27 protein-coding genes are annotated in these 26,151 nt (G+C 64.0%); 13 read left to right on the plus strand and 14 right to left on the minus strand.

Translation table 11 applies throughout. The features are described 5' to 3' along the window. Together AC4D2W_RS01730 and AC4D2W_RS01735 are read left to right on the plus strand one after the other, a co-directional pair. Entirely contained in the window at positions 1-867 is an 867-nt protein-coding gene (locus AC4D2W_RS01730) for a 3-hydroxyacyl-CoA dehydrogenase family protein (protein ID WP_490925188.1), read from the plus strand. After that, positions 854-2,104 (plus strand): acyl-CoA dehydrogenase family protein, encoded by a 1,251-nt coding sequence (locus tag AC4D2W_RS01735; RefSeq protein ID WP_490925189.1) that lies wholly within the window; start codon positions 854-856, stop codon positions 2,102-2,104. Before AC4D2W_RS01730 ends, AC4D2W_RS01735 begins: the two co-directional genes overlap by 14 nt. 48 nt (positions 2,105-2,152) lie before the next feature. Here AC4D2W_RS01735 and AC4D2W_RS01740 read toward each other — a convergent pair whose 3' ends face one another. Then, on the minus strand, positions 2,153-4,090 hold the full coding sequence (locus AC4D2W_RS01740; RefSeq protein WP_490925190.1) for an ABC transporter ATP-binding protein: 1,938 nt from the start codon (positions 4,088-4,090) through the stop codon (positions 2,153-2,155). Between the two features lie 91 nt (positions 4,091-4,181). Here AC4D2W_RS01740 and AC4D2W_RS01745 point away from each other — a divergent pair, with 91 nt between their 5' ends. Next, positions 4,182-4,637, plus strand: a complete 456-nt coding sequence (locus AC4D2W_RS01745; protein WP_490925191.1) for a MarR family winged helix-turn-helix transcriptional regulator — start codon at positions 4,182-4,184, stop codon at positions 4,635-4,637. Positions 4,638-4,667: 30 nt separating this feature from the next. On the opposite strand, the gene AC4D2W_RS01750 is transcribed toward AC4D2W_RS01745, so the two are convergent. Beyond that, positions 4,668-5,423 (minus strand): TetR/AcrR family transcriptional regulator, encoded by a 756-nt coding sequence (locus tag AC4D2W_RS01750; RefSeq protein WP_490925192.1) that lies wholly within the window; start codon positions 5,421-5,423, stop codon positions 4,668-4,670. A 110-nt stretch (positions 5,424-5,533) separates the two neighbouring features. On the opposite strand from AC4D2W_RS01750, the gene AC4D2W_RS01755 reads away from it, so the two are divergent. The 6 genes from AC4D2W_RS01755 to AC4D2W_RS01780 all read left to right on the plus strand — a co-directional run bounded on the left by AC4D2W_RS01755 (position 5,534) and on the right by AC4D2W_RS01780 (position 11,558). Next, positions 5,534-6,373 carry an SDR family oxidoreductase gene (locus AC4D2W_RS01755; RefSeq protein ID WP_490925193.1) on the plus strand — a complete coding sequence of 280 codons (840 nt, stop codon included), beginning with the start codon at positions 5,534-5,536 and terminating at the stop codon, positions 6,371-6,373. A gap of 454 nt (positions 6,374-6,827) precedes the next feature. Continuing rightward, positions 6,828-7,430, plus strand: coding sequence for a hypothetical protein (locus AC4D2W_RS01760; RefSeq protein ID WP_490925194.1), 603 nt, complete (start codon positions 6,828-6,830; stop codon positions 7,428-7,430). 121 nt (positions 7,431-7,551) lie between these two features. After that, positions 7,552-8,523 carry a COG1361 family protein gene (locus AC4D2W_RS01765; RefSeq protein ID WP_490925195.1) on the plus strand — a complete coding sequence of 324 codons (972 nt, stop codon included), beginning with the start codon at positions 7,552-7,554 and terminating at the stop codon, positions 8,521-8,523. A 71-nt stretch (positions 8,524-8,594) separates the two neighbouring features. Beyond that, complete coding sequence (locus AC4D2W_RS01770) at positions 8,595-9,410, plus strand: alpha/beta fold hydrolase (protein ID WP_490925196.1); 816 nt, start codon at positions 8,595-8,597, stop codon at positions 9,408-9,410. Further along, a complete protein-coding gene (locus tag AC4D2W_RS01775) occupies positions 9,403-10,944 on the plus strand; it encodes a PAS domain-containing sensor histidine kinase (RefSeq protein ID WP_490925197.1) in 1,542 nt (513 codons plus the stop codon). Before AC4D2W_RS01770 ends, AC4D2W_RS01775 begins: the two co-directional genes overlap by 8 nt. 44 nt (positions 10,945-10,988) lie before the next feature. Then, positions 10,989-11,558 carry a GNAT family N-acetyltransferase gene (locus AC4D2W_RS01780; protein ID WP_490925198.1) on the plus strand — a complete coding sequence of 190 codons (570 nt, stop codon included), beginning with the start codon at positions 10,989-10,991 and terminating at the stop codon, positions 11,556-11,558. 228 nt (positions 11,559-11,786) lie between these two features. On the opposite strand, the gene AC4D2W_RS01785 is transcribed toward AC4D2W_RS01780, so the two are convergent. The 4 genes from AC4D2W_RS01785 to AC4D2W_RS01800 all read right to left on the minus strand — a co-directional run bounded on the left by AC4D2W_RS01785 (position 11,787) and on the right by AC4D2W_RS01800 (position 15,915). Next, entirely contained in the window at positions 11,787-13,052 is a 1,266-nt protein-coding gene (locus tag AC4D2W_RS01785) for an STAS-like domain-containing protein (protein ID WP_490925199.1), read from the minus strand. 573 nt (positions 13,053-13,625) lie between these two features. Further along, complete coding sequence (locus tag AC4D2W_RS01790) at positions 13,626-14,249, minus strand: maleylpyruvate isomerase N-terminal domain-containing protein (protein ID WP_490925200.1); 624 nt, start codon at positions 14,247-14,249, stop codon at positions 13,626-13,628. Continuing rightward, positions 14,239-14,685, minus strand: coding sequence for a VOC family protein (locus AC4D2W_RS01795; protein ID WP_490925201.1), 447 nt, complete (start codon positions 14,683-14,685; stop codon positions 14,239-14,241). The genes AC4D2W_RS01790 and AC4D2W_RS01795 overlap by 11 nt, the downstream gene beginning before the upstream one ends. A gap of 75 nt (positions 14,686-14,760) precedes the next feature. Beyond that, on the minus strand, positions 14,761-15,915 hold the full coding sequence (locus AC4D2W_RS01800; protein ID WP_490925202.1) for a CAP and S-layer homology domain-containing protein: 1,155 nt from the start codon (positions 15,913-15,915) through the stop codon (positions 14,761-14,763). A gap of 174 nt (positions 15,916-16,089) precedes the next feature. On the opposite strand from AC4D2W_RS01800, the gene AC4D2W_RS01805 reads away from it, so the two are divergent. After that, a complete protein-coding gene (locus AC4D2W_RS01805) occupies positions 16,090-17,463 on the plus strand; it encodes a DUF2254 domain-containing protein (RefSeq protein ID WP_490925203.1) in 1,374 nt (457 codons plus the stop codon). A 38-nt stretch (positions 17,464-17,501) separates the two neighbouring features. On the opposite strand, the gene AC4D2W_RS01810 is transcribed toward AC4D2W_RS01805, so the two are convergent. Beyond that, positions 17,502-18,623: a saccharopine dehydrogenase family protein gene (locus AC4D2W_RS01810; protein ID WP_490925204.1), complete on the minus strand. Its 1,122-nt coding sequence runs from the start codon at positions 18,621-18,623 to the stop codon at positions 17,502-17,504. A gap of 154 nt (positions 18,624-18,777) precedes the next feature. Here AC4D2W_RS01810 and AC4D2W_RS01815 point away from each other — a divergent pair, with 154 nt between their 5' ends. After that, positions 18,778-19,236: a GyrI-like domain-containing protein gene (locus tag AC4D2W_RS01815; RefSeq protein ID WP_490925205.1), complete on the plus strand. Its 459-nt coding sequence runs from the start codon at positions 18,778-18,780 to the stop codon at positions 19,234-19,236. Positions 19,237-19,285: 49 nt separating this feature from the next. Here AC4D2W_RS01815 and AC4D2W_RS01820 read toward each other — a convergent pair whose 3' ends face one another. Both AC4D2W_RS01820 and AC4D2W_RS01825 read right to left on the minus strand, forming a co-directional pair. Continuing rightward, positions 19,286-20,038 carry a glucose 1-dehydrogenase gene (locus tag AC4D2W_RS01820; protein WP_490925206.1) on the minus strand — a complete coding sequence of 251 codons (753 nt, stop codon included), beginning with the start codon at positions 20,036-20,038 and terminating at the stop codon, positions 19,286-19,288. A gap of 54 nt (positions 20,039-20,092) precedes the next feature. Next, positions 20,093-20,473, minus strand: a complete 381-nt coding sequence (locus tag AC4D2W_RS01825; protein ID WP_490925207.1) for a VOC family protein — start codon at positions 20,471-20,473, stop codon at positions 20,093-20,095. 95 nt (positions 20,474-20,568) lie between these two features. Between AC4D2W_RS01825 and AC4D2W_RS01830 the strand changes: the two genes are divergently transcribed. Further along, positions 20,569-20,730, plus strand: a complete 162-nt coding sequence (locus AC4D2W_RS01830) for a hypothetical protein (RefSeq protein ID WP_490925208.1) — start codon at positions 20,569-20,571, stop codon at positions 20,728-20,730. A 48-nt stretch (positions 20,731-20,778) separates the two neighbouring features. Here the strand turns inward: AC4D2W_RS01830 and AC4D2W_RS01835 are convergent, their stop codons facing one another. Beyond that, positions 20,779-22,119 (minus strand): APC family permease, encoded by a 1,341-nt coding sequence (locus AC4D2W_RS01835; protein WP_490925209.1) that lies wholly within the window; start codon positions 22,117-22,119, stop codon positions 20,779-20,781. A gap of 161 nt (positions 22,120-22,280) precedes the next feature. Continuing rightward, on the minus strand, positions 22,281-23,009 hold the full coding sequence (locus AC4D2W_RS01840) for a GAF and ANTAR domain-containing protein (protein WP_490925210.1): 729 nt from the start codon (positions 23,007-23,009) through the stop codon (positions 22,281-22,283). Positions 23,010-23,385: 376 nt separating this feature from the next. On the opposite strand from AC4D2W_RS01840, the gene AC4D2W_RS01845 reads away from it, so the two are divergent. Further along, on the plus strand, positions 23,386-24,231 hold the full coding sequence (locus AC4D2W_RS01845; RefSeq protein WP_490925211.1) for an aldo/keto reductase: 846 nt from the start codon (positions 23,386-23,388) through the stop codon (positions 24,229-24,231). A 23-nt stretch (positions 24,232-24,254) separates the two neighbouring features. Here AC4D2W_RS01845 and AC4D2W_RS01850 read toward each other — a convergent pair whose 3' ends face one another. From AC4D2W_RS01850 to AC4D2W_RS01860, 3 genes are all read right to left on the minus strand, one after another. Further along, complete coding sequence (locus AC4D2W_RS01850; protein ID WP_490925212.1) at positions 24,255-24,821, minus strand: hypothetical protein; 567 nt, start codon at positions 24,819-24,821, stop codon at positions 24,255-24,257. Continuing rightward, entirely contained in the window at positions 24,818-25,093 is a 276-nt protein-coding gene (locus tag AC4D2W_RS01855) for a hypothetical protein (RefSeq protein WP_490925213.1), read from the minus strand. Before AC4D2W_RS01855 ends, AC4D2W_RS01850 begins: the two co-directional genes overlap by 4 nt. Before the next feature lie 89 nt (positions 25,094-25,182). Next, positions 25,183-26,145 carry an alpha/beta hydrolase gene (locus AC4D2W_RS01860; RefSeq protein WP_490925214.1) on the minus strand — a complete coding sequence of 321 codons (963 nt, stop codon included), beginning with the start codon at positions 26,143-26,145 and terminating at the stop codon, positions 25,183-25,185. Positions 26,146-26,151 lie beyond the last annotated feature (6 nt).

Here is a 26,151-nt window from a genome sequence, read left to right on the forward strand (position 1 = left end):
TTGGGCACCATCCACAAGATCCTGGTCATCGGCGCCGGAGCCATGGGATCACAAATCGCCATGGTTGCCGCAGCCGCCGGCTACCGGACCGCCGTCCAGGATGTCAGCACGGACATGCTGGCCCAGGCACAAGGCCAGCTCACCGCACGGATGCAGGCCAAGGTGGCCAAGGGATCCCTGTCCCGGGAAGAAGCCGACACCGCACTGGGCCGTTTGGAATTTACCTCCTCGCTGCCCGACGCCGCGGTCGACGCTGACTTCGTCATTGAAGCTGCCACCGAGAGGCTGGACATCAAACGCAGCATCTTCGCAGCTCTGGACGCGGCCGCTCCGGCGCACGCCATTCTGGCCACCAACTCCTCCACGCTCGGATCCTCCGCCGTCGCTTCCTCCACCGGCCGTCCGGAGAAAGTCTGCAACATGCACTTCTTCAACCCGGCGCTGGTGATGAAGTGCGTGGAAGTGGTGCGCCATCCCGGCACCTCACAGGAGACCGTGGACACCGCCCTGGAACTGGCCCGGTCGCTGGGGAAGTCACCGGTGCTGATTAACCGAGAGATCCCCGGCTTTGTTGCCAACCGGCTGATGGGGGCCCTGCGCGACGAGGCCCTGCGTCTGTACGCGGACGGTGTTGCCGACTTCCGGGACATCGACACCGCGGCGAAAACCGCGCTGAACCACCCCATGGGACCGTTCGAACTGATGGACCTTGTGGGTCTGGATGTCAGCTATCTGATCCGCCAGGCCACGTATGACCAGACGGGCGACCCGGCGGACCTGCCTCACCCGCTGCTTAAAGACCTCTACGACCAGGGCAGCTTCGGCCGCAAAACCGGACAGGGATGGTATTCCTATGACGCCCGTTGAGCCCACGGACATCAGCACTGATGACTACACCGCAGCTCTGGCCGCGGGCCTGACCCGGGCGCGGGACACCGATCCCTTCCTGCTGCTGGAGGGCCTTGGTGAACAGGACCGTGCCGTCCAAGCCAAGGTGCGCGGCTTCGTCAACGACAAGGTCTTGCCGGTGATCAACGGCTACTGGGAACGGGCCGAATTTCCGCACGCCTTACTGCCGGACCTCGCGGCCCTGGGCATCATCGGCTCCACGATTGACGGTTACGGCTGCCCGGGCATGAGCCGGCTGGCCGCCGGCCTGGCCACCATGGAAATGTCCCGCGGGGACGGTTCCATGAACACCTTCATCGGCGTGCAGTCCAACCTGTCCATGGGTACGGTGAACATGCTCGGCAGCGAGGAGCAGAAGCAGCGCTGGCTGCCCCGGATGGCAGCCCTGGAACTGATCGGCGCCTTCGCCCTGACCGAGCCGGAACACGGCTCCGACTCCGCCCAGCTGGAGACCACCGCCCGGCGTGAGGGCGGGCACTGGATCCTGAACGGCCGCAAACGGTGGATCGGCAACGCCAGCTTTGCCGACGTCGTCATCATGTGGGCACGGGACGAGGCCGATGCCAAGGTCAAGGCCTTCGTGATGGAAAAGAACGGCGACGGCACCTATCCGGCGGGGTACAGCGCCGAGGTGATCACCGGCAAGATCGGCAAGCGCGCCATCCTGCAGCCGGACATCCGGCTGGCCAACCTGCGGATACCCGAGGACAACCGGCTGCCCGGAGCCGAATCACTCCGCGACGCGTCCCGAGTCCTCGCCTCCACCCGCGGCGGTGCCTCCTGGGAGAGCCTGGGCCATGCCATTGCCGGCTATGAAGCGGCGCTGACCTACGCCGGTGTCCGCACCCAGTTCGGCCGGCCCATTGCAGGTTTTCAGCTGGTGCAGAACAAGCTGGCAAACATGCTTGCCGAGCTCACCGCCATCCAGCTCATGTGTGTGCGCATGGCTGAACTGCAGGAGACCGGGCGGTGGACCGGAACCCAGGCATCCATCGCCAAAATGCACAGCGCCCAAAAGGCCCGGTGGATCTGCTCCGAGGCGAGGGACATCCTCGGCGGCAACGGGCTGCTGTTGGATTTCCACGTCGCTCGGCATCTGACGGACATGGAAGTGGTGCACACCTACGAGGGCACTGACTCGGTGCAGTCGCTACTGATTGGACGTGCCGTGACCGGCCTTTCCGCGTTCAGCTAGGGGGCCGCGCGCGCAACCGCCGGGGCGGCGGTGCTGCGGAACCGGCGGCTACTGCCCGGTGCCAACGCGGATCTCATGCCGGGCAGCGGCCAGCCGGGCAAACGCACCGTCCGCTGCCCGCAGTTGGCCCGGCGTGCCGCGCTCGACGATCCGCCCGGCGTCGAGCACCACCACCTGATCCGCGTTCTCCACCGTGGAGAGCCGGTGGGCGATGGTCAGGGTGGTCCGTCCTGCGGACAGCTGTTCCAGGGCCAGCTGCACCTGCGCCTCGGTGCTGTTGTCCAGGGCCGATGTGGCCTCGTCCAGCACCAGGACCGGGGGGTTGCGCAGGATGGTGCGCGCAATGGCCAGGCGCTGCTGCTCGCCGCCGGAGAACCGGTGGCCGCGGGCACCCACCAAGGTGTCCAGGCCGTCCGGCAGACCGCCAATCGAGTCGGCAATCTGGGCTGCGGCCAGCGCCTGCCAGAGCTGCTCGTCCGTGGCGCCGGGGGCTGCCAGGAGCAGGTTTTCCCGCACCGATGCGTGGATCAGATAAGTCTCCTGGGAGACCACGCCGACAATCCGCGCCAGATCCCCGGACGCAATCTCGCGCACATCAACGCCGTCAATGGTGACCCGGCCGGCGCTGACCTCGTTGAGCCGCGGCAACAGGGAAGCCAGGGTGCTTTTGCCGGATCCGGTGGGACCGACGACGGCGGTGCTGGTGCCGGCCGGCAGCGTGAGATCAATGCCGTGCAGGACGTCTCTGTTGTCCCCGGCGCCGTCCACAGTGCCGGCCCCCGTGCCGCCGTCGTACGCAAACCGCACACCCTCGAACCGCACCTCGCCGCGCACGGCGGCCGGGTCCAGCCGCACCGGATGTGCGGGAGCCTGAATATCCGGCACCAGGTCCAGGTATTCGAAGATCCGGCTGAAGAACGCCAGCGCGGTCACCCACTGCACGCCGATGTTCAGCAGGCCCATGACCGGTCGGAAAATGGTGCCCTGCAGTGCAGTAAACGCGACGAGGGTGCCGATGGTCATCCCGCCGCTGGTGGCGGGGAATCCGGCTGCAAGATAAATGACCGCGGGAATGGCCGCGAAGACAATCTGCATGGTCGCCATCCGCCAGCGGCCGGCAAGCTGGCTGCGCAGTTCCAGCCCCACCAGCTTGTCCGACCGTGCCGCGAAGCGTTCGGCATCGCGGGGGATGGTGCCCAGGGTTTTGGCCAGGCGCACCCCGGAGACGGAGAGGCCTTCCTCCACCTGGGTGTGCAGCGCAGCGAGTTCGCGCTGGCGTTCATCTGTGACGTTGCGGCGGATTTTCGCCACCCTGCGGGAAAGCCAGATAGACGGCGGCAGCACGATCAGCGAAATCAGACTAAGTCCGGGGGAGAGGGCCACCATGGCCACGGCGGTGGCCACCGCAGTGGTCAGGTTCGAGGCGACTCCGGTGGCGGTGGTGGTCACTACCGACTGCATGCCCGAGATGTCATGCGTGAGGCGGGACTGGACCTCGCCGCCGCGGGTGCGGGTGAAGAAACCCAGCGACTGCGCCTGCAGGTGGGTGAAGAGGTCCACGCGCAGGGTATGCATGACGCGCTGGCCCATGGAGGTGGCCATCCAGGTCTGCACGACGCCGATCACGGCGGTCACCGCGGCTACGGCCACCATGGCGGCGGTCAGCAGGGCCAGCAGGCGGGTGTTGCCGTGGGGCAGCGCGTCATCGATCACGGCGCGCACCAGGAACGGCTGGGCCAGGCCCACCACCGAGGCGGCGGAAATCAGCAGGACGACGACGGCGATGGTCGCCTTGTGCGGTGCGAAGAGCGCCGCGATGCGGGTAAGGGAGACGGGGTGCTGCCTGAGCTGCTTCTTATCCGCCGGGTTGAGTTTTGCGGGGCCGCGGCCGCCCCGGCCGCCGCCGTCGTCGTTGTTTCCGGGACCGCCGCTTTGCGGGGCACTTCCGGCAGTGGTGGAACGGGTGTTGATTCTGGGGTTAGCCAAAGGTCCTCCTGACGCTGCCGGCGTTGTACACGGCAACTAATACAGAGGTTACCTCACTATGTGGCTGCAGCGAAATGGGTAGACTGGCGGTATGACGAATACTTCCGCTGATCCGGCTGCCTTGGGGGATCTGATGCACGCAGCGTTCCGGGGACTGCGGAAGCGCTGGATGTACCAGCTTGCTCCCTTTGGCCTGACGCCGCACCAGTTCCGCGCACTGAATGCCGTGGGCAGGGCGGCTGCGGCTGGCGAAGATGCCGGCGGCGAGCCGGGACTGCGGCTGAAGGAACTCGCTGAGCGGCTGCGGATTGCACCGCGCTCGGCCACCGAGGTGGTTGATCAGCTCGCGGACAAGGGGTTGGTGGAGCGCCGCGCGCATCCCTCGGACCGGCGCGCAACGCTGCTGTCGCTGACCGCGGAGGGGGAGCAGCTGCGGGCCAGGGTCAATGCGGACCGCAAGCGTGAGGCCGATGAGTTCTTTTCCGTGCTGGAACCGCAGGACCGCACTGAGCTGGCGCGGATCCTGGGGGAACTGCTTCCCGGATAGGAAGGCCTGCTCCTCCGAAGAGGCAGTTTCCTAAGGCGTGGTTTCGGACGGGGCATTCGTTGAAGGTGCGGCTCCTGCCCTGGCAACCCGGGCGAGCAGCTCATCCAGAAGGAGGCTTTCCCCGGGGGTGAGCCCGGAAGAAGCTGCGGGCACGAGGGAGCGGAGCGCAATTGCGTGCCGGGCGGCGTCGTCGTCCGGGTGCTGAGCGCCGGAGGACTCACGGGCACCCTCGGTGGTGATGGCGTCAATGGCCAGTTCCCGCACCCGCTCCGAGAGTCCGGTATCCGCCTCGGCTTTGTTGCCGATCGCGGAGATGACCACGCCGATGCCGAGGGCATGGATCAGGGAGGCTGCGGCATCGACATCCATTCGGAGCCGGCCGGCCCGGGCAGCCGCCTCCAGAAGGTTCCGCAGGATGTCCTGGGTTCGTCTGGCGGCCTCGGGCTGCCGCCGGGAATCGGGCTCGCCGTACATCAGCAGGTACAGCGCCGGGTTGTTCACTCCAAAGTCGATGTGCAGATCCCATCCGGCGCGCAGGTCCGCCACCGGGTCCGCGCCGAAAGCCGCCGAGGACTTTGACCCCAGATACCGGCGGAACCCCTCCTGGGCTGCCGCGTCGAGCAGGCCTGCCATGTCACCGAACTGCCGGTAGATGGTTTGCGGCTGCACGCCCGCTGCGGCACTGACGGCACGGGTGGAGACGGCGCTCCGGCCACCCTGTTCCAGCAGGTCGCATGTCGCTCTCAGGATACGTTCCTGGGTGGAATCAACGGGGGTGGAAGTCATGGAACGATGGTACCCAATCGCTCTCCGCCTATTGTTCGGAACACTGATGTTGTGTTTTGGTTATCACTGTTCCGTTCGGATGGTCCGAGGGGAGTGAGGAGCAGGCTCTGATGAAGATTCTTGTGACAGGCGCTACCGGAACCGTGGGCGGCGCCGTCGCCCGGGGCCTTGCCGGCACTGAGCATGACGTGGTGGCTTTGGTCCGCAATCCGGACGCCTACGATCCTCCCGAGGGTGTCGCCGTCGTGCAGGGGGACCTGAGCGACGCAGCTGACGTGCGCCGCGCCCTTGCAGGCATTGACCGTGCCTTTTTGAACATGGCCGACGACGACGGTGCGGTCTTTGCGGCGGCTGCCGGTGAGCTGGGGTTGGACCATGTGGTGCTGCTGTCCTCCTTCACCGTGGATACGGTACTGCCGTACGGGGAAGACAATCTGATTACGGCCCACCACCGCAACGGGGAACAGGCTCTTGCCGCTGCCGGTGTTCCCGCGACGTTCCTGCGGGCCGCCGGTTTTGACTACAACTTCCTGATGTGGGCGTCCGCCGCAGCCACAGAGGGTGTGGTCCGCGCGCCCTGGCTGGATGTGAAGCTGCCGGTGGTCGATCCGGACGACATCGCGGCGGCGGCTGTCGCCGTGCTGTCCGAGGCTGAGCCCGCAGGCGGCGCGTACTCGATCACCGGTCCGGCTGCCTTGTCCGTCGCGGACCAGACCCACATTGCTTCCGGGGTCCTTGGCCGGGAGCTGCGGGCGGAAAGGCTGGATCTGGAAACGGCAAAGGCGACGGCGTTCCAAGGAGCTCCTCCGGTGTTCATTGAATCCGTGTTCGGCACGTTCGGCCCGGAGGCTGCCGTCCTCCCGGTGTCCGGTGATGTCGAAGCCCTGACGGGCACTCCGGCGCGCACGTTTGCGCAGTGGGTGGACCGCAACCGGGCTGCGTTTGACTGAACGAGCCGTTGGGGCACCTGCTTGGGGACGTGCGGGAACAGCACGGGGGCGAATTTCGGGGCTCACCCGGACCAGGGTATGCGGGAGCCTTTCCGGATCTTGAGCTGATCTTGAGCCGATCTTGGGCGGATCGTGAGGCTGCCATGGGACGATCATGGGCCTGTGGGAAGTAGAGACCCCTGCAGATTGTGGTGCCGTTAATCACATGCGGCATCCGCGCGGGGAGGCTCCGTTTGAGACCCGGAATCCCTCCCCGCGGAACCGCGAGGTGAAAAAGCCCTAGTCAGTCACCAATTCCCGGTGCGGCGTCTGTTAATTCAATCTGCAACCGCAATCTGAATGTATTTATATGCTTGTGCATGAATTTCGGCATACAGGAATGTTCTGTTAGATTGCGATCGGGGAATCAAAAAACGCTTTCTCTGGCGTTCCTCCATCACCGGAAATCTCACCGGTGATTGGTTTTGTCTCAAACAAAAAGGTCTCTACTTCCATGCGTAAAATAACCCGCATTTCTCTTGCCCTCGTCACGTCCGCCGCCATGGTGGGCCTGGCTGCTCTGCCCGCTTCGGCGGTGGATGGGGACGAGAACATTCCTCCTTTCTCCACCGGAGCCTCCATTGTGGTTGACGGCGGCGCACTCAGCATGACCGTTGCATCGGCTCTCACTCCGGCAACAGGTCTCATCCCGGGAAACGAGGCCGTGTTTGAAGTTTCCGACGTAACCGTTACGGATGACCGTGCAGTGGAAGGCACCTGGAACGTTTCGGTGTCGATGACTAACTTCACCACTGATGTACAGAACGCTCAGCCCATTCCGGCTGCCGGTTCCAAGTACAAGGTCACGGAAGGAACCTTGTCAAAAGTTGGAACCACAGGTGAGCTTGTACCGACGAAATCAGAGTGGACCTCAGAGTCGCAGGAACTGCCCGCTGTTTCGGCTCCCGGCGTGTATGGCAATAACACGGCGGGATGGCAAGCCACTCTTACTGTTCCCGTACCTTCCGACACCCTGGCCGGCACCTACTCTGCAACGCTGACGCACTCCATCATTTAGCGGACAACTCCACCCCGGGAGGCCTCCTCCCGGGACGGAGTTCCCTTATCTGCTCTGCGCCGGATCAAACGCCGGCGCATTGTCTGCCGTTGTCCTTTTATGCCGCCTGCCAGGGGTCTGTTTGCGTTTCCTTTATGCGGGTTTTCTCACCGCCATTTTCTTTTCCCTTTCCATTTCCGCATCTTCCGCCGCAGAATCACCGGCGCCGGAGGGAATCGGTATTCGTCTGCTCGATATTCCTGCCGCCGCCCAGACGGACCCGCGCGCCCGGTCCTACATCGTGGACCATCTGGCCCCGGGGACCACCATTGAGCGGCGCATTCAGGTGCAGAACAACACCTCGGGACGGCAGTCCATCGACGTGTACACTGCAGCCGCCGAGGTAACCGATGACTCTTTTGTGGGGCTTGAGCGGGAGGCTCAAAACGAGCTGACCGAATGGACCACCGTGGAATCGCCCACGGTAGAGTTGGCGGCTGGCGAAAGCGCCGACGTGCCAGTGCGTATCGACGTGCCCGTGGACGCGCCGGAGGGCGAGCAGTACGCCGCGCTGTGGGCGGAAGTCCGGTCAACCCCGGCCGAGGGGACCCAGGTTGTCACGGCCAGCCGCGTCGGAATTCGTGTCTATCTTTCGGTAGGCCCCGGCAACGGCCCTGGCACCGCGTTCACCGTTGACTCCCTGGCTGCGGGCAGAGCCAGCGACGGCGCGCCCCAGGTGAGCGCCGAAGTCACCAATACCGGAGGCCGGACCATCGATGTACAGGGGCAACTCACCCTCACAGACGGCCCGGGTGGCTTGTCCGCCGGACCAGCCTCCCTCGATGGCACTGTCACCATCGCGCCCGGCGCCTCCGCCCCGGTAACGGTCACCCTGGCGCCTGAGCTGCCCGCTGGGCCCTGGCATGCCCAGCTGGATCTGAAGAGCGGACTGGTCACGGCGCAGGCCACGGCGGATTTGACCTTCAGCGATGCAGCTGCGGTGCCGGAGGATGAACCGGATCACCGCACCATCATCATCTCTGCCCTCGCGGCGGTCGTCCTTCTGGGCGGTGCAGCCTTCTGGCTGGTCCGACGCAGACGAACTGCAGCCTAGGCCCGCGTGCTGCAGCTGCGGCAACAGACGCAATAATGGATAACTGAAACTAACGCGGAAGCAGGTGGAGGATGAATGCGGACGCAGTGAGGCACCGCAACAACGTCCGGGTGCTGGGACGTATGGATGGACCGGCACTGCTGCTGGTACAGGGATTTGGCTGCGACCAGGTGATCTGGAACCGCCTGCTGCCCTTTTTGACGGACGCCTATAAAGTGGTGCTGTTTGATCACGTGGGAACCGGAGACGCGGACCCGGACGCTTATGCTGCCGCCAAATACGCTTCCCTGGAAGGCCACTTGGGGGACTTTACCGAGATCCTTGACGTCCTCGGGGTGCAGGATGCCACTGTCGTGGGGCACAGCATTGGCGGCACCATGGCGCTGGCCGCCTCGGCGCGGAGTCCGCGGATTGCGCGTCTCGTCCTGCTCTGCGCCTCACCCTGCTATCTCAATGACGAAGGGTATGCCGGCGGATTCCGCCCGGGGGATATTGCGGATGTCCTGGACGCCGTGGAGGCCAATTATCCCCTGTGGGCCAAGATGATGGCTCCTGCGGTAGCGGGCGCAGACGCTGGGTCGGAGGTCAGTGCCGAATTGGCTGAGAACATGTGCCGGTTGCACCCGGAGTATGTCCGGGACTTCCTGCAGATGTCATTTGCCGCAGACGTCCGACACTTGCTGCCCCAGGTATCCGTTCCTGCCCTGATCCTGCAGTCGCGGGGAGATCCATTGACTCCCGAAGCCGCGTCCCAGTACCTCCACGAGAATCTGCCCGACAGTACGCTGATGCCACTGGATGCCAACGGAAACATGCCGCATCTCAGTGCCCCGCGACTCACGGCGGCCGCGATCCTGAACTATCTGGGAAGCGTCCCTGGTGAATAGCACTTATGAGGATCATTTCCATGCGTCAGCGTCCGGATATCTCGTCCTTAAAACGGACGGCACGATCCTGGATGTAAACCGGACACTGGTTTCCTGGACCGGGCATTCCCGTGAAGAACTGTTAGGCAAGAACGTTGTTGACCTGCTGCCGGTGGGGGACCGGATCCTGTTCGCGTCCCACGCTGTACCCCAGCTGGCGGTAGCCGGGTGTTTCAACGAGATGGCGGTGGAGCTGCTCTCGGCAGACGGGAAAAGGATTCCGGCCCTCCTGTCCGGGGTCCGCTCCGAGGACGACGACGACGGCGGACTGGACCGCATTTCCGTCTTCAATGCCTCTGCACGCCGACGCTATGAGCAGGAACTGGTGGCAGCCCTGCGCAAGGCTGAGGCGGCGGAAGTGTTACGCGCCGCGGCCGTGGCGGAACTGCGGGCCAACCAGGAGGCACTCGAGGAAAAGGACCGCATTCTGCAGGACGGCCTGGCAGAGAGCAGGAAGCGCGAGGCCCTGTTGGCAACAGTCCTGGACGCTGCCGACGTCGGCCTCCTTGTTTTGGACGAACAGGGGGAACCGCTGCTTACCAACGCCCACATGGCATCCACCTGGCGCACGGCTATGGGCGATGCCTCCATCGCGGAAATGGAGCAACTGATGTTCGGGCCGGATCGCGTGACGCCGATTCCGCCCGTCGACCAGCCATTCCGCCGGGCCGGCGCCGGAGAGTCCTTCTCCAACGAACTGGTGTGGTTTGCGCCCGGCGGTGACAAGCAAATGGCCGTCACCGTCTCGTCCCGGCCCATCAGAACCGACGGAGTCTTCTCCGGATCGGTGCTCGCCTTCAATGATGTCACCCGGCTGGTCCAAGCAGTGGCGGCACAGGAGGAATTCGTGGCGGGAGTATCCCACGAGCTGCGGACCCCGCTGACCTCCATCATGGGATACCTCGACCTTGCCCTGGAGGACGAAACCCTGTCCCCGCATGTCAGCAGTGCGCTTGAGGTGGCGCTGCGCAACTCGGAACGGCTGCTCAGCTTGGTCTCAGATCTGCTCTCCGTGGCCTCCGGGAGCAAGAAAATGGAAGCGCGGCCGGTGAACCTGGCCAAGATCGTGCGCTCGGGGCTGGAATCCGTAGCGCCCAAGGCAGACGCCAATGCGGTGAAGCTGGTGGAGGATCTTCCCGAGTCCCTGATAGCGGAGGTGGACCCCCAGCGGCTGGCACAGGTAGTCGACAACCTGCTTTCCAATGCAGTGAAGTACTCGCCCGACGGCGGTACGGTAAGCGTCCGGCTCTGGCAGGAGGACAACTCGGTCCGCCTGTCCGTGGCCGATACCGGCATTGGAATGAGCGCGGCTGAGCAGGCGAGCGTCTTCACCAAGTTCTTCCGCAGCCGCAGGGCAGTAGCCTCGGCGGTTCCCGGCGTCGGGCTCGGCCTGGTGATCACCAGGAACATCGTCGAAAACCATGGCGGTGAGCTGACATTCATCAGTGAACAGGGGCAGGGGTCTGTTTTTACGGTGACTTTGCCCCAAGGGTAATCGGAGAGCGGCCGGAGCTCGGGCTGATGGTGCAGACTGTGCGGATGGAGACCCGTTTCGATATACCCCCGTGGCCCTCGGCCGACCCGAGCCACGGAGCTGTGCGCCTTCGGAAGTTCCGGACCGAGGACGCTGCCATGGCGGTGGAACTCGCCAAAGACCCGTACGTTCCCACTATCGGCACCCTTCCCGCCGGGGCAAGCCGAGAGGAAGCACTCTCCTGGGTTGAGCGGCAGCAGCAGCACCATGTGCGCGGAACCGGATTCGCCTTCTCCATCGCGGACGTCGCCACCAACCGCTGCCTGGGCCAGATTGGCCTCTTTACCCGTGAATTGGGGAAAGGACGGGCCACGGCAGGCTATGCGGTGAGCCCGGACGCGCGCGGCCGCGGCGTTGCCGCCGATGCGTTGCTGGCGCTGGTGGACTTCGCCTGGACTCTTCCGACCCTGCACCGGCTGGAGCCTTATATCGAGCCGTGGAATACCGCGTCGGTGCGCACTGCGGAGAACGCAGGGTTTGTTCGCGAAGGCATCCTTCGCAGCCACCAGGAAATCTCCGGTGTGCGCAGGGATATGCTGCTCTGCTCCGCTGTCCGGCAAGGCGTGGGATGGTGAAGTGCATCCTCGTGTACGGCAGTGACGCCTCCGTGCATCGATGGGGCCGCGGACCCCGTTGCATGTCAACTTATCCGACTTCACTCTGGGGGGATTCCCTCCAATCTGGTCCCTATCTGGTAGATGCTCCCGTTGAATAAAAGCCTGCCGACGAACCACAAGTCCCAAGCAGGCAGGGCCAGGCGAACCGATTGGTGAAACGTGCCAATTCACCGGCGCTTCGGGTTGCTAAGCTCTCGGGCTCGTTTTCTCAGTTTCGGCGCGGAGTTCAATAGCCCGAGCTATGAGCTGACGATTAGTTATACTTGCACCCACGATCACAATCCGTCTCTTAAACTCTGCCTCACCCAATTCGGCGGCCAACTTGCCAAGGACTTCATCGGCGAAGCTGGACGAGATAGTATCAAGCTGAGTCATGTTAAGGACTATCTGGGGAGCGCCCGCAGCAAGGTAGTTGGAGATGCGAGTTCGTACTTCATGGCCATGCTTTCTTGAGCCGATGGAGCGTTCGAGTTCGGAGGCATCTAGTTCATGATGTCCTTCGACGGTCTCAATCGACTCCACGAGATCGCTCGAAGAAACCCTCGAGCCCAGGACTTCTCCAATACTTACTTTGGTCTCACAATTCAACTGCCAATCTACCGTGGTTCCATGGTGATCTTCTAAGTCCAAGAGTGGTCGCTGAGGGTCCGACTCGGACTGTACAACCGCGTTTTCCTTGAAGGCCCAAGTCCCTTTGCCAGAATGAATATTTAGAGCACCACCGTTTATCTCAACGGATCGGCTGAGGCCGAATAGACCGTTCCCTTGGTTGAGGTGCCCCTTGCTCGTGACACCTTGCTGAACCGCATATGCAATAGCCTTATCGGCCGTAAGAATGTCACTTGGGCGGATTCTTCCGGATGCGGCACCGATGGCCATGGCTCGGTGGATTCCAACTCCCGAGTCACTTACAGAGATCACGCACTGCCTCGTGTTCCTGTGGAGCTGCATCATCACGTACCCAGCGGGGGCTTGGCTGTGTTGAAAGACGTTGTCCAGCACTTCATAAATACACCAATTCAACGTGTCATATACGCCTTCCTCACAGGGCATCTGGTCCAATAGTGCACCCATGAATCGGCGGGTGATTTCGCCTGCCTCTGCCTCATCTCTGTACTTCCAGACAACGTCAGTTAGCTGTGCGCTTTGGTTCGAATCAGCCGGATGTTCCATTGGTGATAGAACGTGAGTTAGTGAGCGCTGGTGGCCGGCACCGGCTACGTGAAACTCGTGCCCCTGCTCCTTCAGGAAATCCAAGGCACAAGCGAATGGGACCGCGCCGTTGGGATAGACCTTCTCGGTGCGATCGAAATCAAGTCCGATTGAGTGGGTGCTTGGAAAATTCGTCATCCGATAAATGAGTTTTCGTGCGGCAGATGGGCCCGACAAGTCGCGGACAATAAAGTCTGCTCTGTTATTTTCGCTCTGGTGTCCTAAGTAGTCCAGGTGCATAGATCGCCTTATAGCTGCTTTCACTCGGGGTGGTTTTTATGGATTTTCCGTAGCTATGTCTTTATAGAGTGCCAGTGTGACAGAATTTTTGAGAATCTTCAGCGATAAATAGTTTGCACGCTACGATTGTCCCAATATTTAGAAGTCGTTGAACGTGACTGTCACTTTTCTGTGACCCCGGTTGCGGGACTGTAGAGCGCACCGGTATCGAGCTCCATGGCTTGAAATTCCACTAGCATGCGTAATGGGTTCCGGGGTGATCAACGATATTTGACCGGGACTCTACATCTTCTTCTGGTCGTAGTGCATACCAAATCGTCGACGGCGCTGTGATCGATCTATGTGATGCCACGGCCGCTGCTCCTCGAGCCGGGAGCCAATGCTGTTAACCACGGCGAAGGGCTCCCCCGCAGCCCGCCCCCTGCCAGCTGAGCATGAGAGAACACGGAAGACACTTCATCGTTGTCCAGGGAACACTGAAGGAATAGATACACCAGGAAATCTCCGGCGTACGCAGGGATATGCTGCTCTACTCCGCTGTCCGGCAAGCGGCGCAGCAGAGCAGCAGCTTTTTCACCAGGGAGCCAGCTTGGTCTCCGGGTCCAGAGACCCCCGGCCGGACAGCCAGGCCATGAACGTTCGCCGGTCAGCGGAGGAAGCTAGCCGTTCGGGAACGCCGGCCAGCAAGGTCTGCAAATCCCACGCCACGTATTCCTCCGGCCAGTCCGCGGAGGTGTAGCCGAGGCCCAGATCCACATGGTGCATCTCAATCTCGCGCAGCCGGTGTGCCGGGCACGCCAAGACCCCGTAGTCTTCCCCGCCGAGGAAGTGGCCGTTGGGCGCCCCCGCCGCGGTGTACCGGTCGAAGACCTGCTCCAACCTGTGTTCGCTGGCTTCCAAGTCGACGACGAGCTCGTCCGCCGGGCGCCCGGCTCCGGCCTCGATTTCAGCCTCCCGCTGTTTGCTGCCGCCGGCATACTTGGGAAGATCCAGCCCGTCCAGCGCTCCCGATATTCGCCGCGCATGGGAATCCGCATTGCGCGCCAGATGCGTGAGGACGTGGCCCACGGTCCATCCGGGCAAGAGGCTGGCGGCCCGGGCATCCGAGTCCGTCAGCTGCGCCACGCTGTCCAGGACGCGGGCGTGAGCTTCCCGGCACAGTTCCGATGCGCGCTGCGGGTCGCCGTCAAGATTCATGGAGGCCATCCTTTTCAGTTGCGGGTTCGCCTGCCGGGCCGGCCGCCGGCTCATATCCGATCAGCCAGTGCAGCCCGTACCGGTCGATTACCTGACCGTCCGAGGCGCCCCACGGCTTGGGCATCAGCGGGTCGACAATCCGGCCGCCGTCGGCCAGCTGGTCAAACCACTGGTGCAGAACGCCGGGTTCAGCGGTTCCCAGCAGTGAAAGCATCAACCCCTCAAGCTGAACACTCTTTTCCTGCCCGTCCGCGTCCGCCGCGGCCAGCGGAACAACGCCGTCGAGCACCCCGTGGGCAATGGCATCCGGCGGGCCCCCGCTGCCGAAGTCGCCGTTGGTGTGCAGCGACAGCTCGCCGCCGAACACCCCGGCATAAAAGGTCAGGGCCTCGCGCGCAGTGCCCGGGAAAAGGACATAAACCATGGGTGCCGTCATGCCGCTCAGGGTACATGGCCAACGCCGGGTTGGGAGCCGTGAAAGTGGTGTCATCGCTCCCAACCCGGCCGGGGTTTACCAGCCCCGCTGATCGAAGCGGTGCATGAAGGCGGCCATGGCATCACGGGCCACAGCCTGCCCCGGGGCAAAGGTCCTGGTGCCGTTGGGCTGGGACCAGCCGGTGGAGATGCCCTGGTCTGCAAGCCACGAGATTTCCTTGTAAAACGGGTTTCCCGTGCTGACGTCAGTGAAGACGGACGTCTTCGGCGGGGTGTAGGCCGGTGAACCGGCGCTGCGGTACAGGAAGGCGGCCATGGCGTCGCGGCGCACGGTGTCCAGCGGACGGAACGTGCCGTCCGGCCAGCCGGTGGTGATCTTGGTTCCGGCAAGCCAGGTCATTTCCTTGTAGAACTGCTGGCTGGGAGACACGTCATTGAAGGGGGAGACGTTTTGCGGCTTGTGCTGGGGGGATTCCGCCAACCGGTACAGGAAGGCGGCCATCGCGTCGCGGCGCACAGTGTCCAGCGGACGGAAGGTTCCGTCGGGCCACCCGGTGGTGATGCCCTTCTCGGTCATCCAGCGGATATCCTCGGCGAAGGCTGAACCGTTCGGGACGTCCTTGAAAACAGCCGGCGGCACGGCGGCAAGGCTGGCGAGATACTCTTCCGCCGTCACAAACGTCTTTTGCGGCACCTGCCCGTACTGGTAGTACGTGGTGGTTCCCCACATGAAACGGCCCTGCTTATCGAACGCGATTCCCACGCCCATGACGTTGTCAGCGGGCCGGCTCATGTTGGCGTTGTGCCCGGGAGAGTTGATCCACTGGTCCACAATGGACTGGCCCGTGCCGTAGCTGTTGTAGGCGACGTTCTCGGCAGCGGAGACAAAACCGGGCTCAATCCGTTTGTCCTTGGCATAGCCCGAGGAGTGCTCCAGCGTTGTTGTGTCCGCCATGTGGGTGGACCACTCCTGGGCCACGAGTGAAGCGTTCGCACCGATCCGCAACGGCTTGAGGCCTTTGCCTTTACGGAAGGCATTGATTCCGTTGAACATGTCGATGATCTGCTGCTTGCTTTGTGCGGGGGTGCCCTGGGGTGCGGCAAGCTCTGCGGGTGCAGGGGCCGGCGCCGGTTCAACGGCCGACGCCGGAGCTGCCGTCAGCAGTCCTGCCAGGATCAGGGAGACCGAGACGGCCATGGGTTTGGATAGGCGGCGGGAGCCGGTGCTCATAAGGAAGTGCCTCTCAATAGCGGTGCGAGTGGGCTTCAGCCTAGCGGCTGCCGGGGAGGCATGCTGTTAAGGTGCAGCGCGGGGCGGCACCTGATTGGAACCGCAAGGTCTTCCGGGCAAACTGGGAACACGCTCACTTTCCTTGATTTACAGTCCTTGTTCAGAGGGGTTCCGATGACTCACGGTTCGACCACTGCCGCCTATGATCCGCACGGAACGCAGCCGAGGTTCCGCGTCACCCGCGAGGGCCTGCGCGCATCTCTGTGGTTCTGGCCCAGCTGCGCTTCGCTGGCGGCAGTGGTCCTGACCCTGCTGCTGATGCGGGTGCGCCCAGGAGAAGAGGTGGCCTGGGCACAGTGGATCTGGCCCACCGGCGTCGATGCGGCGTCCAGTCTGCTGCAGACCGTCGCCACCAGCGTGATGACGGCTGCGACCGTGACGTTTTCCCTGACCGTGGTGGCGCTGCAGCTGGCCTCACAGCAGTTCTCGCCCCGGCTGCTGCGGGAATTTGCCCGTGACGCACGGACCCAGGCTGTGTTGGGCGTGCTGCTGGGGACGTTCCTGGTCAGCATCACCGGCCTGCACGGGATGGACGCAAACCGGCCGGTGCCGGTGCTGGCGGTCGGCCTGGTGTATGTGCTGGGGATTGCCTCCGGGATTGTGCTGCTGCTGTTCATCGGGCACATTGCCCGTTCCCTGCGGGTGGACACCATGATGCTCAACGCACATCAGGACTGTCTGGCGGTCCTTCGGGACACCTATCCGGTGTCCGAGGCAGGGGAAGTGCAGGAGTTTGACCAGCCCGCGGGAGGCACGCTTGTTGCCGGCGGGCGCAGCGGGATCATCCAGACCCTCAACTGGAAGCCGTTGATGGACATGCTCCAGGAGCGGCGGCTGGCCATGCGGGTCCTGGTGCAGCCGGGTGACCATATCACGGTCGGGTCGCCGGTGGCCCGGGTCTGGGCCGACGACGGCGGGCAGGTGCCGCTGGGCGCCGTGCAGAAGTCCCTGGCCGGGGCCCTGGACATCGGCTACGAGCGCACCCCGGAACAGGACGCCGCCCTGGGACTGCGGCAGCTGACCGACATCGCCGTGAAGGCCATTTCCCCCAGCATCAATGACCCCATCACCGCTGCCCACGCCACCGGCTACTGCGCGGATCTGCTGGTGGACCTGCAGCGCCGGCGGCTGGGTCCGGAGGCGCATCAGGATAACGACGGCGTACTCCGGCTGGTCACCATGGGCCGGGACTACCGCTACTTCCTGGATATGGTCTGCGGTCCGGTGCGCCGGTTTGCCCATTCGGAGCCCATTGTCCTCACCGCCGTGCTGCGGCTCCTGCGGGACTGCGCTGCCACCGCCGTCAACGATGATCAGCGCGAAGAGATCCGCCGGCAGAACTCCCTGGTGCTGGAAACCGCCCGCAACCAGATGCTGCCGGCCGATGACGAGGAAATCCGGGACATGGGACGCCGGGTGGAGGAAGCGCTCGTGGGGAACCTGGAGGCGGCCTTTGCCGACCGGGCGGGCGAGACCCGGTCGGTGTAGTCAGCAAGGTTCCGGGCTGAAAGAAGTCCAGCGAACTTCTAGTCCCGGCGCCCGTCCATCGGCACCAGACCGACGTCGGCGCATCCCCGCGCCAGGTCCTCAAGACCGAAGGCACTGAGGGGACTGGCCACCCCGGGGTCCAGATCCTGCCGGTCGCGCAGCTGCTCGGCTCCCCACGCGATCAGCTCACCGGTGAGCGTGTACACGTTGGGGCCGGTGAGCTGCACGGAGGACAGCAGGTTCCCGTTCGTTCCCGTCACGGTGGCAACCGCCCGGGTGCGGGTTTTTGCCCGCCGGGCACTGTCCGGTCCACCCGGTTTCCCGATGATCGGCGCCGTCAGCTTCTCCATAATTCGGCGGCCCCGGGCGGACCTCCCGGCCACGGAGGAGGCAGCGGACATCACGCTTATGGCCCGGCTGAACGGGGAAAACCAGCCGTTGTACACCGATACGCTGTCCAGCTGAGGAAATGCACCGGGCAGGAAGAGCACCTCCGTGCCCGGAACCAGAATTCCCGTTTTGCGTCCCCGGGGCGTTCCGCTCAGCGGAAAAACATGAACGTCTGCCGCCGTCCGTTCTTCCACCAGGCGTCCGTTGGCGAAGCGCACGGCCGGCAGGAACAGCCCGGCGCGCAGCGTGCTTCGGGTGCCGTGGCTTAACCCGGGAAGCAGCGAGCCGGAGGTGAAGTAGCCGATGTCGAGCTTCCGTCCGGCATCTCCGGCCTGCTGGGCTGCCATGGCGCCGGCAAGAATTCCCGGAACGTAGTCATATCCGAAGGCAGGCAGCAGCACGGCACCGGTTTCCTTCGCGTGGTTCCCGAACCTCTCCTGCAGGGTGCGCACAAACCCCACCTCTCCGGTGGTGTCGATGTAGCGGGCACCGGCCTGCACTGCCGCTTCGGCGACCCCGAGGCCGAACCGCTCGAAGGGGCCCACCGTACTGATCAGCACGTCACCGCGCCCCAGCAGCCGGCGGATGCTGTCCGGATCACCGGCGTCTGCAGCGGCATAGTCCAATCCGGCGTGTTGCCGGGCCAGCCCGGCCAACGCACCAGTATTGCGTCCGGCCAGAACCGGGCGCAGGCCCCGTCTCAGCAGTGAGTCCAGCACCAGGGCGCCGGTATATCCGGTGGCACCGAACAGAACGATGCGGCCGCTCATGATGCGGTCTGCGGAATAGGAAGGGCTGAGAGCATGGGCGTCGTCATGCCGGACAGCATACGCAGTAAAAGCTTCAGCGGGACCGGCAGGCCATACTTGACCCTGACACAGTGGCAGACGGGGAAGGCTCCACCTCATTGAAAAGGAAGATGCCATGTCACAGATCGAGATCGTCGCCAAGTCCCTGCCCGCCGTCCGGCTGGCCGCCCGCGCCGCCGTGGTCGCCGAGCAGCCGGAGGTGGCCGCCGTCGTCGGGCCGCTGTTCGACACCGTGGGGGACATCCTGGCTTCCGCAGGTGTTCCGCTGGACCAGCCAATCGCCCAGTATGAAATGGCCGAGGACGGCCTGCGCATCCTCGCCGGCTATGCCGTCACCTCGGGTGTGCCCGACGGCGTAAACGTGGTGGAGCTGCCCTCGGTGCCAACCGCCATCTGCGGCGTTCATCTGGGATCCATGGACCGGATCGGGGAAAGCTGGCAGGCCGTCCACACCGAAATGATCGCCCGCGGATTCGCTCCCTCCGGGCCGTGCCGGGAGGTGTACGTCCGCGCGGTGTCCGAAGACCAGTCGGACTGGGTGACCGAAATGCAGCAGCCGGTGGAGCACGCTTAAAGACCCGCGGACCGGGCACGGGGCGCCGGTCCGCAGAACAACAACCCGCTTAGACGTTGTAGATCTTCCCGGCGGTAATGCCGCCGTCCACCACGAATTCAGCGCCCGTGGAGAAACTGGACTCATCGCTGGCCAGGAAGATGACCACGCTGGTGACCTCTTCGGGAGCGGCCGGACGGGTCAGGGTGGTTTCGGTAAAGTCGATGGGCTTCTGCTCGCCCATCACGGCTGTCATGGGGGTCTGGATGGATCCGGGGTGGACCGAGTTGACCCGCACGTGGTCGCCGGCCAGTTCCAGGGCCGCGGACTTGGTCAGGCCCCGGAGGCCGAACTTCGACGCCGTGTAGCCGTGCATCCCCGCGATGCCCTCCAGTCCTGCGGTGGAGGAGATGTTGATGATCGACGACGGAGCAGAGGCCTTCAGAGCCTGGACCGCGGCCGACATGCCCAGGAAGGGGCCGGTCAGGTTGATGTCCAGGACCCGCTGCCAGCGCTCCGCCGGGTATTCGCCCAGTGCTCCGCCGTCGAGGATTCCCGCGTTGTTGACCAGGACGTTGAGCCCGCCGAAGGCTTCCAGGGTCGCGGCGACGGCGGCGTTCCAGTCCTCGGCGCTGGTGACGTTCAAGTGCACGTAGCGGGCGGCATCGCCGAGCTCGGCGGCCAGGGCTTCTCCGGCGTCGTCGTTGATGTCCGCAATCATGACCTTGGCGCCTTCGCGGACGAAGGCTCGGGCATGTGAGGCCCCCATGCCGCTCGCGGCTCCGGTGATCAGGGCTGTCTTGTCCTTGAGCCGCTCGCTCATGGTGGCGTCCTTTGCGTATTGAGGGGACCCCGGCCCGGCCGGGCCGGGTCGTAGTTAATCCGGGCGTACAGCGGTGAGACAGAACGGATGGCCTGCGGGATCAAGCAGTACCCGCCATTGTTCGGGTGCCGGCTGATGTTCCGCGGGCTTTGCGCCCAACCGTACTGCTGCCTCTGCGGCTGAGTCCACGTTGTCCACGGCAATATCCAAATGCATCTGCTGGCGCTGGGGACCATCGGGCCAAGAGGGGGCAGCATAGTCATCGGCACGCATGAGCGTGAGCATGGGTCCGGCCCCGGACAGTGCCACCACGCCGCGGTCCGGCGTGGCAAAGGCTTCCTCCAGACCTAAAAGAGCGGAATAGAACGCCGCCAGCACATCGGTATCAGGGCAATCAAGGGAAATGGACGCAAGCTGTCCCACACGTTCAGTCATGGTTTCAAATTTACAGCTTTCCTAAACCCTCATGGTCACACTCATCCGGGACCACTTCTTTACGTATTTGTGGTGCTTTCTGCGAAGCTCGACCCATGCAAAGCGGAAAGTTCGATTGGAAGCGTTTTACCGTCATTACGGCGCTTGTGCTCATTGTGCTGCTGGGGGTGGCGGTGGGCGTGCTCCAGGCGAGCGGCAAAATGGAGAACGTGGAAATAGTCATCTGCGATATGGCTACGCGCCGCAGCTGCAGCTGATAACCCCGACACCCCGGACGGGGAAATGCCACAACGGCGGGTCGGAGATCAGCGGGCGTCCACGCGTTCCTGGTGTTTGCGTCCGGCGCGGGCAGCGAGGAACAACAGGGAACCGATCACTACATACACGGCGGCGCTGAGCCAGATGGTCGCGGATTGTTGCGTGAGGAGTGCGATGCTCGCGATGATCGCGAGGACTGGCAGGATGCGGGGGGCGGTGAAGTGGTCGTGGTTGACTTTGTCCTTTTTGAGGACGAGGACGCTGACGTTGGCAGAAAGGAACACCAGGAGCAGGAGCAGCACTGTGGTTTCCGCCAAGGTCGCGACATTTCCGGTGAGGGTGAGGACGATCGTCAAACCGGCAATGACCACGATGGAGACCCAGGGAGTGCGGCGGCCGGGCAGCACGCGGCTGAAGGCACGGGGGAGCAACTCGGCTTCGGCTAATCCGTAGCCGACACGGCTGGCCATCACCATGAACAGCAGCGCCCCGTTGGAAATCGCGATCAGAGCGATAATGCTGAACAGCCCGGGCGGGATCCCGACACCGCTCGCGGCGACAACGTCGAGCAGAGGCCCGGAGGACTCCGCCAGATCAGTTGGGGGCAGGACGATGACCGCGCCGATAGCGATGAGGAGATAGACGACCCCGGCGGTGGAGATAGCGCCGAACAGTGCGCGGGGGTAAGCCTTGGAGGGGTTACGCACTTCTTCGGCCATGTTTGCTGCCGCCTCGAAGCCGAGGAAAGAGAAGAAGGCGACAATCGATGCGGCAAAGGCGCCTTGGAGGGGCGGCACGTCCGGTGCGAACTCAAGGAGCCGGGATGGGTCTCCGTTGCCGGAGGTGAAGACGATGGCGGCGACGACGATGACGATGACGAGGCCGGTAACCTCGATGACGGAGGCGACGAGGTTCGCGCCGAGGGATTCCTTGACGCCGCGAAGATTGATCAGGGTCAGCAGGATGATGAACACGATTGCTGCGGGGGCGGCCGGCACGTCAATGAGCGCTGTCAGGTAATCGCCCGCGAAGGCATTCGCGAGGGCAGCAGCTGTGGTGATTCCCGAGGCCATCATCAGGAAGCCGACGAGGAACGACAGGTAGGGTATGCCAAAAGCCCGGTCGGCGTAACGTGCGGCTCCGCCGGCGTGCGGGTACTTGGTGATCAGTTCTGCGTACGTCGCGGCAGTGAGCAACGCGACGACCAGTGCGATCAGCAGGGGGATCCAGATGGCGCCGCCGACATCGGCGGCCATGGTACCCACCAGGGTGTAGATGCCGGCGCCGAGGGTGTCGCCCACAATAAACGCGAACAGCAGCGGAGCACCGATTGCCCGCTTCAGTCCGGGCTGTGTTTTTGATGTGGCAGTGCCGGAATCGTTCGTCATTGGACTATTGGATTCCGTTCGCCGTCCCAACGCAACTACTTGGACAAAATTCGCGGCACGTAATTTATCGGTTTGCAGTCCACCGCAAAGTCGGTTCAGCGTCGTAGTTTCTGTCTGGCGGGAATTGGCCCCGCCAGTAGCAGCCCGCAGCCCGCCTGGCCTTAGGCGAAGTGGGTTGCCACTTTGGCTGCTGTTACGGACTCGACCAGCCGCTCAGCCAACTCGCGGAGTTTCATGTTCTGGTTGCTGGACGCCCTTCGGAGGATGCCAAAGGCCTCCTCCTGGCTGCACCGGTTCTGTCCGGCAACGATTCCGACGGCAACGTCGATGGCGGTGCGGGATTCCATGGCCTTCCGCAGATCGTCGGTGACCTCCTTGTGGTTGGCGATCTGCACGGCAACCTGCAGCGTAACGGCCGCTTCAGCGGCATATTCCTCGACAGCCCTCACGAAGTCATCGGTAAAGATGCCGGTGCTCTTGCCGTAAAGGTTCAGGGCCGCGCCGCCGTCGTCACCAATGAGCAGGGGTACAGCGAGCATGGAGTAACACCCCAAGCCGTGGATCGCCTCAAAATACTCGTTCCAGCGGGAACCCGTGCGGGTGTCCGGCACCAGCGTCGTCTCTCCGCTCTCCGCTGCGTACAGGCATGGCCCGTCTCCGTATCCGTACTGGAGTTCGTCAAGTTCATCGGCCTGAGGGCTGCTGCTGGCCACAGTCTGGGCGCGCTTGTCCCGCTTCAGAGTGATGCTGCCGAACAGCTGATCCGGGTCGCTGAAAAGTTCCGCAGCCTGCCCGGCGAACGCTTCGAGGAAAAGCTCCATGCCGGGGTTGTCCAGAATGAGTTGCTGCAGCTGTGCTGCAACTGAGGTTCCGCGGGTAAGGGCTGTCATTTCGACAGTTTATCGAAGAAACGCCCTTTGGCCGGAACTTTCGCTGCCCGGGCAAGCCCGCCGGCCGGATCACCACAGCGTTGCGGGCTTCGCCGGCATCAGGGCCTTCGCCTGACCCGGACACACCGTATGTGGGGGTCGGGGCGAATGCCGTGAAAAAAGGCTGCGGTTCCAAAGAGGAGCTCCCGCGCCTGTCCTGAGGCCCGCCCCTCCCACGGGGGAGGGGCGGCTTGTACTGTCGAAGGGAAGCAGGCGCCTGACGACGGCGCACGCGCCGCTCCCGGCGCCCCACCGCGCGGCGAGGCGCTGCAAATACGCTCCGGCGAGACCGTTCATACCCCGCCGGGCAGCCACGCTGCCACTGAAAGGAAACCCGATGGAGTACGTCACCCTCAATAACGACGTGGTCATGCCAATTCTTGGTTTCGGTGTGTATCAAATCCCGTCCGAGAAAACCGAAGAAGCGGTCACGAACGCCCTGAATGCCGGCTACCGGTCATTGGACACGGCTGCGGCGTATCAAAACGAAGAAGCCGTGGGCCGAGCCGTGCAGAAAAGCGGTATTCCGCGCGATGAACTGTTCATCACCACCAAGCTCTGGATCCAGGACAACGGCGAAGCAACCACGCTCTCCGCCTTTCAAACCTCGCTGCGGAACCTGGGCATGGATTACGTGGACCTGTATCTGATCCATCAGCCCTTCGGCGACGTTTACGGCGAATGGCGGACGATGGAACAGATTTTCAACGACGGCGGCGCCCGGGCGATCGGGGTCTCCAACTTCGGATCCGACCGGCTGCTGGATTTGATCCTTCACAACAACGTCACTCCGGCGGTGAACCAGATTGAAACGAATCCGTTTTACCAGCGGGCGGTCGAGAATGAGCTGATGAACACCCACGGCGTCCGGCATGAGTCCTGGGCCCCCTTCGCGGAAGGGAAGAACAACCTCTTCGAGAACTCCACGCTCAGCACCATCAGTTCCGGGCACGGGAAGTCTGTGGCCCAGGTGGTGCTGCGCTGGCTCATCCAGCGCGAAATTGTGGTGATCCCCAAAACGGTGCAGCCGGACCGGATGGCGGCCAACATGGACGTGTTCGACTTTGAGCTGAGCCCCCAGGAAATGGCTGCCATCGCGGATCTTGATACGGGCAAAACCCAGTTCTTTGATCACAGCGATCCGGAAGCTGTCAGCCAGCTCAGCGGCGTGAAGATGGAGTAAAGAGGAACTGTCCCCGGCCCTGCTCAGCCCCCGGATGAATCCTGTTCGGGGGCTTTGTGCAGGTCGCGCACGAGGTACAGCCACGGAAAGGCACGGCAGCCGACCTCCCAGCCGTCCGTCTCGTAGAGGTGGGAGGGCTTGGTCCACAGCACCCGGCGGTGCTCCCACTGGGTGTCGGTGCGCAGCATCCGGTGCCGCAGGACATCAGCTCCAACCGTTCGCCAACCCAGCCGGCCGGCCAGCTCCAGTTCCGCCATTTCATTGAAGGCGGTGACCGGTCCGAGCCAGCGCTCCACGGCACCGGTCTCCACAGCACCGGACTCTGCAGAATCCGTCCTGCCGCCAAAACGCTGCTGCACCGCCTGCCGCGTCATGCCGAGTTCCCGGCCCAGGGCAGCCCAGCTGATCCCGGCATTGCGGGCTGCCGTGACAGCCCGCCGCTGCAGCTCCTGGCTGGCCTGTTCCGCCGCAGCGGCCCGGCTGACAAGAGTGAGGTGGTCCGCCTCGGTGAGTTTGCCGGCGTCGTCGTAAGTTCCGAGAATCAGGGCGCCGATCTGCTCCTGCAGGTCCTCGGGTGCGGTGCGGGTCACGGGCGCTCACCGTTGCGTCCCGGCAGCCAGCCGCTGGTGCCGTTGCCGTCCCTGCTGGGCAGCCAGTCGGCGGTCTCGCCACCTTTGCTTCCCTTGCGGGCGTATCGAACAGCGATAAAAACACTTCCGGCCAGCAGCATGAACCCGGCGCCCTGACACATTCCCTTGAAGAACCCGTGCAGGTCAAGAACAAGCCACAGGGCAAGCACGGCAGCGCCAATCACGAACATCAGGACCGCGAGAACGGCAAAGGCAGAACGTTGAGTTTTCATGTGTCAATTAGAACTTGACACCATGTTCGTGTCAACGGTTGCTTGACAACTTCTTTTGTCGGTCAGGAACGGTGCCGTTACAGCGCCAACTACAACGCCGGTGCCGGTGCCAGCTGGGCCCGCAGCTCCGTGCACAGTTCCGCCAGCGCCTGAGGTGCGCTGCGGCACAGCTTCGGAAAGGCCAGGTAACCGTGCGGCATCCCCACATAGGTGGTGACGCGGACCGGGACGCCGGCGGCGCGCAGGGCTTCGGCGTAGCGCAGGCCGTCGTCACGGATCGGGTCATGTTCGGCCACCTGGATGAGTGCCGGGGGCAGGCCGCTGTGGTCCGGTGCCAGAAGCGGCGAGGCATAAGGATTGCTGCGGTCGCCGTCGTCGGGCACGTAATGACTGCGGAACGCGAGGACGTCACTCTTGGTGAGCACCGGCGCATCCGCGTTCTCCTCCAGCGAGGCGCTGCCCAGGGTGAGGTCGGTGGCGGGATAGATCAGGCCCTGCCAGCTGATGGCGGGGCCGGACCGGTCGCGCGCCATAAGCGTCAGGACGGCGGCAAGGTTGCCGCCCGCGCTGTCCCCGACGACGGCGAGCCGGCCGCTGTCGGCCCGCCACTGCGGCGCGCGGGCCGCCACATCCACCAGAGCCGCATAGCAGTCTTCTGCCGCGGCCGGCCAGCGGTGCGCAGGGGCCAGCCGGTAGTCCAGGGAGACGACGACGGCGCCGCCCCCCTTGGCGATGCTGCTGCCCAGCCAGTCATAGGTATTCAGGTTTCCGCTGGTCCAGCCGCCGCCGTGAATCAGGAGCACGAGCGGCAGTGTGCCGGCGGCTCCGTGCGGGCGGTAGATGCGCACGGGAATTCTGCCCTCAGCGCCGGCCGCGGTGTCATTGCTGACGTCCACTCCGGCGGCGAGTCCGCCCAGCAGCCAGTCCAGGACCGGGTTGTGCCCGATTGAACGCTCCTGATCGGCGAGGATCTGCTCCTCGCTCTTCCCGGTGACCGAGACCCTGCGCAGCGCCTGTCCGATTAACCGCACCCGTAAATCCAGCTTCGCCATGCCCGC

It is taken from the genome of Arthrobacter sp. TJ-58 (assembly GCF_058269295.1).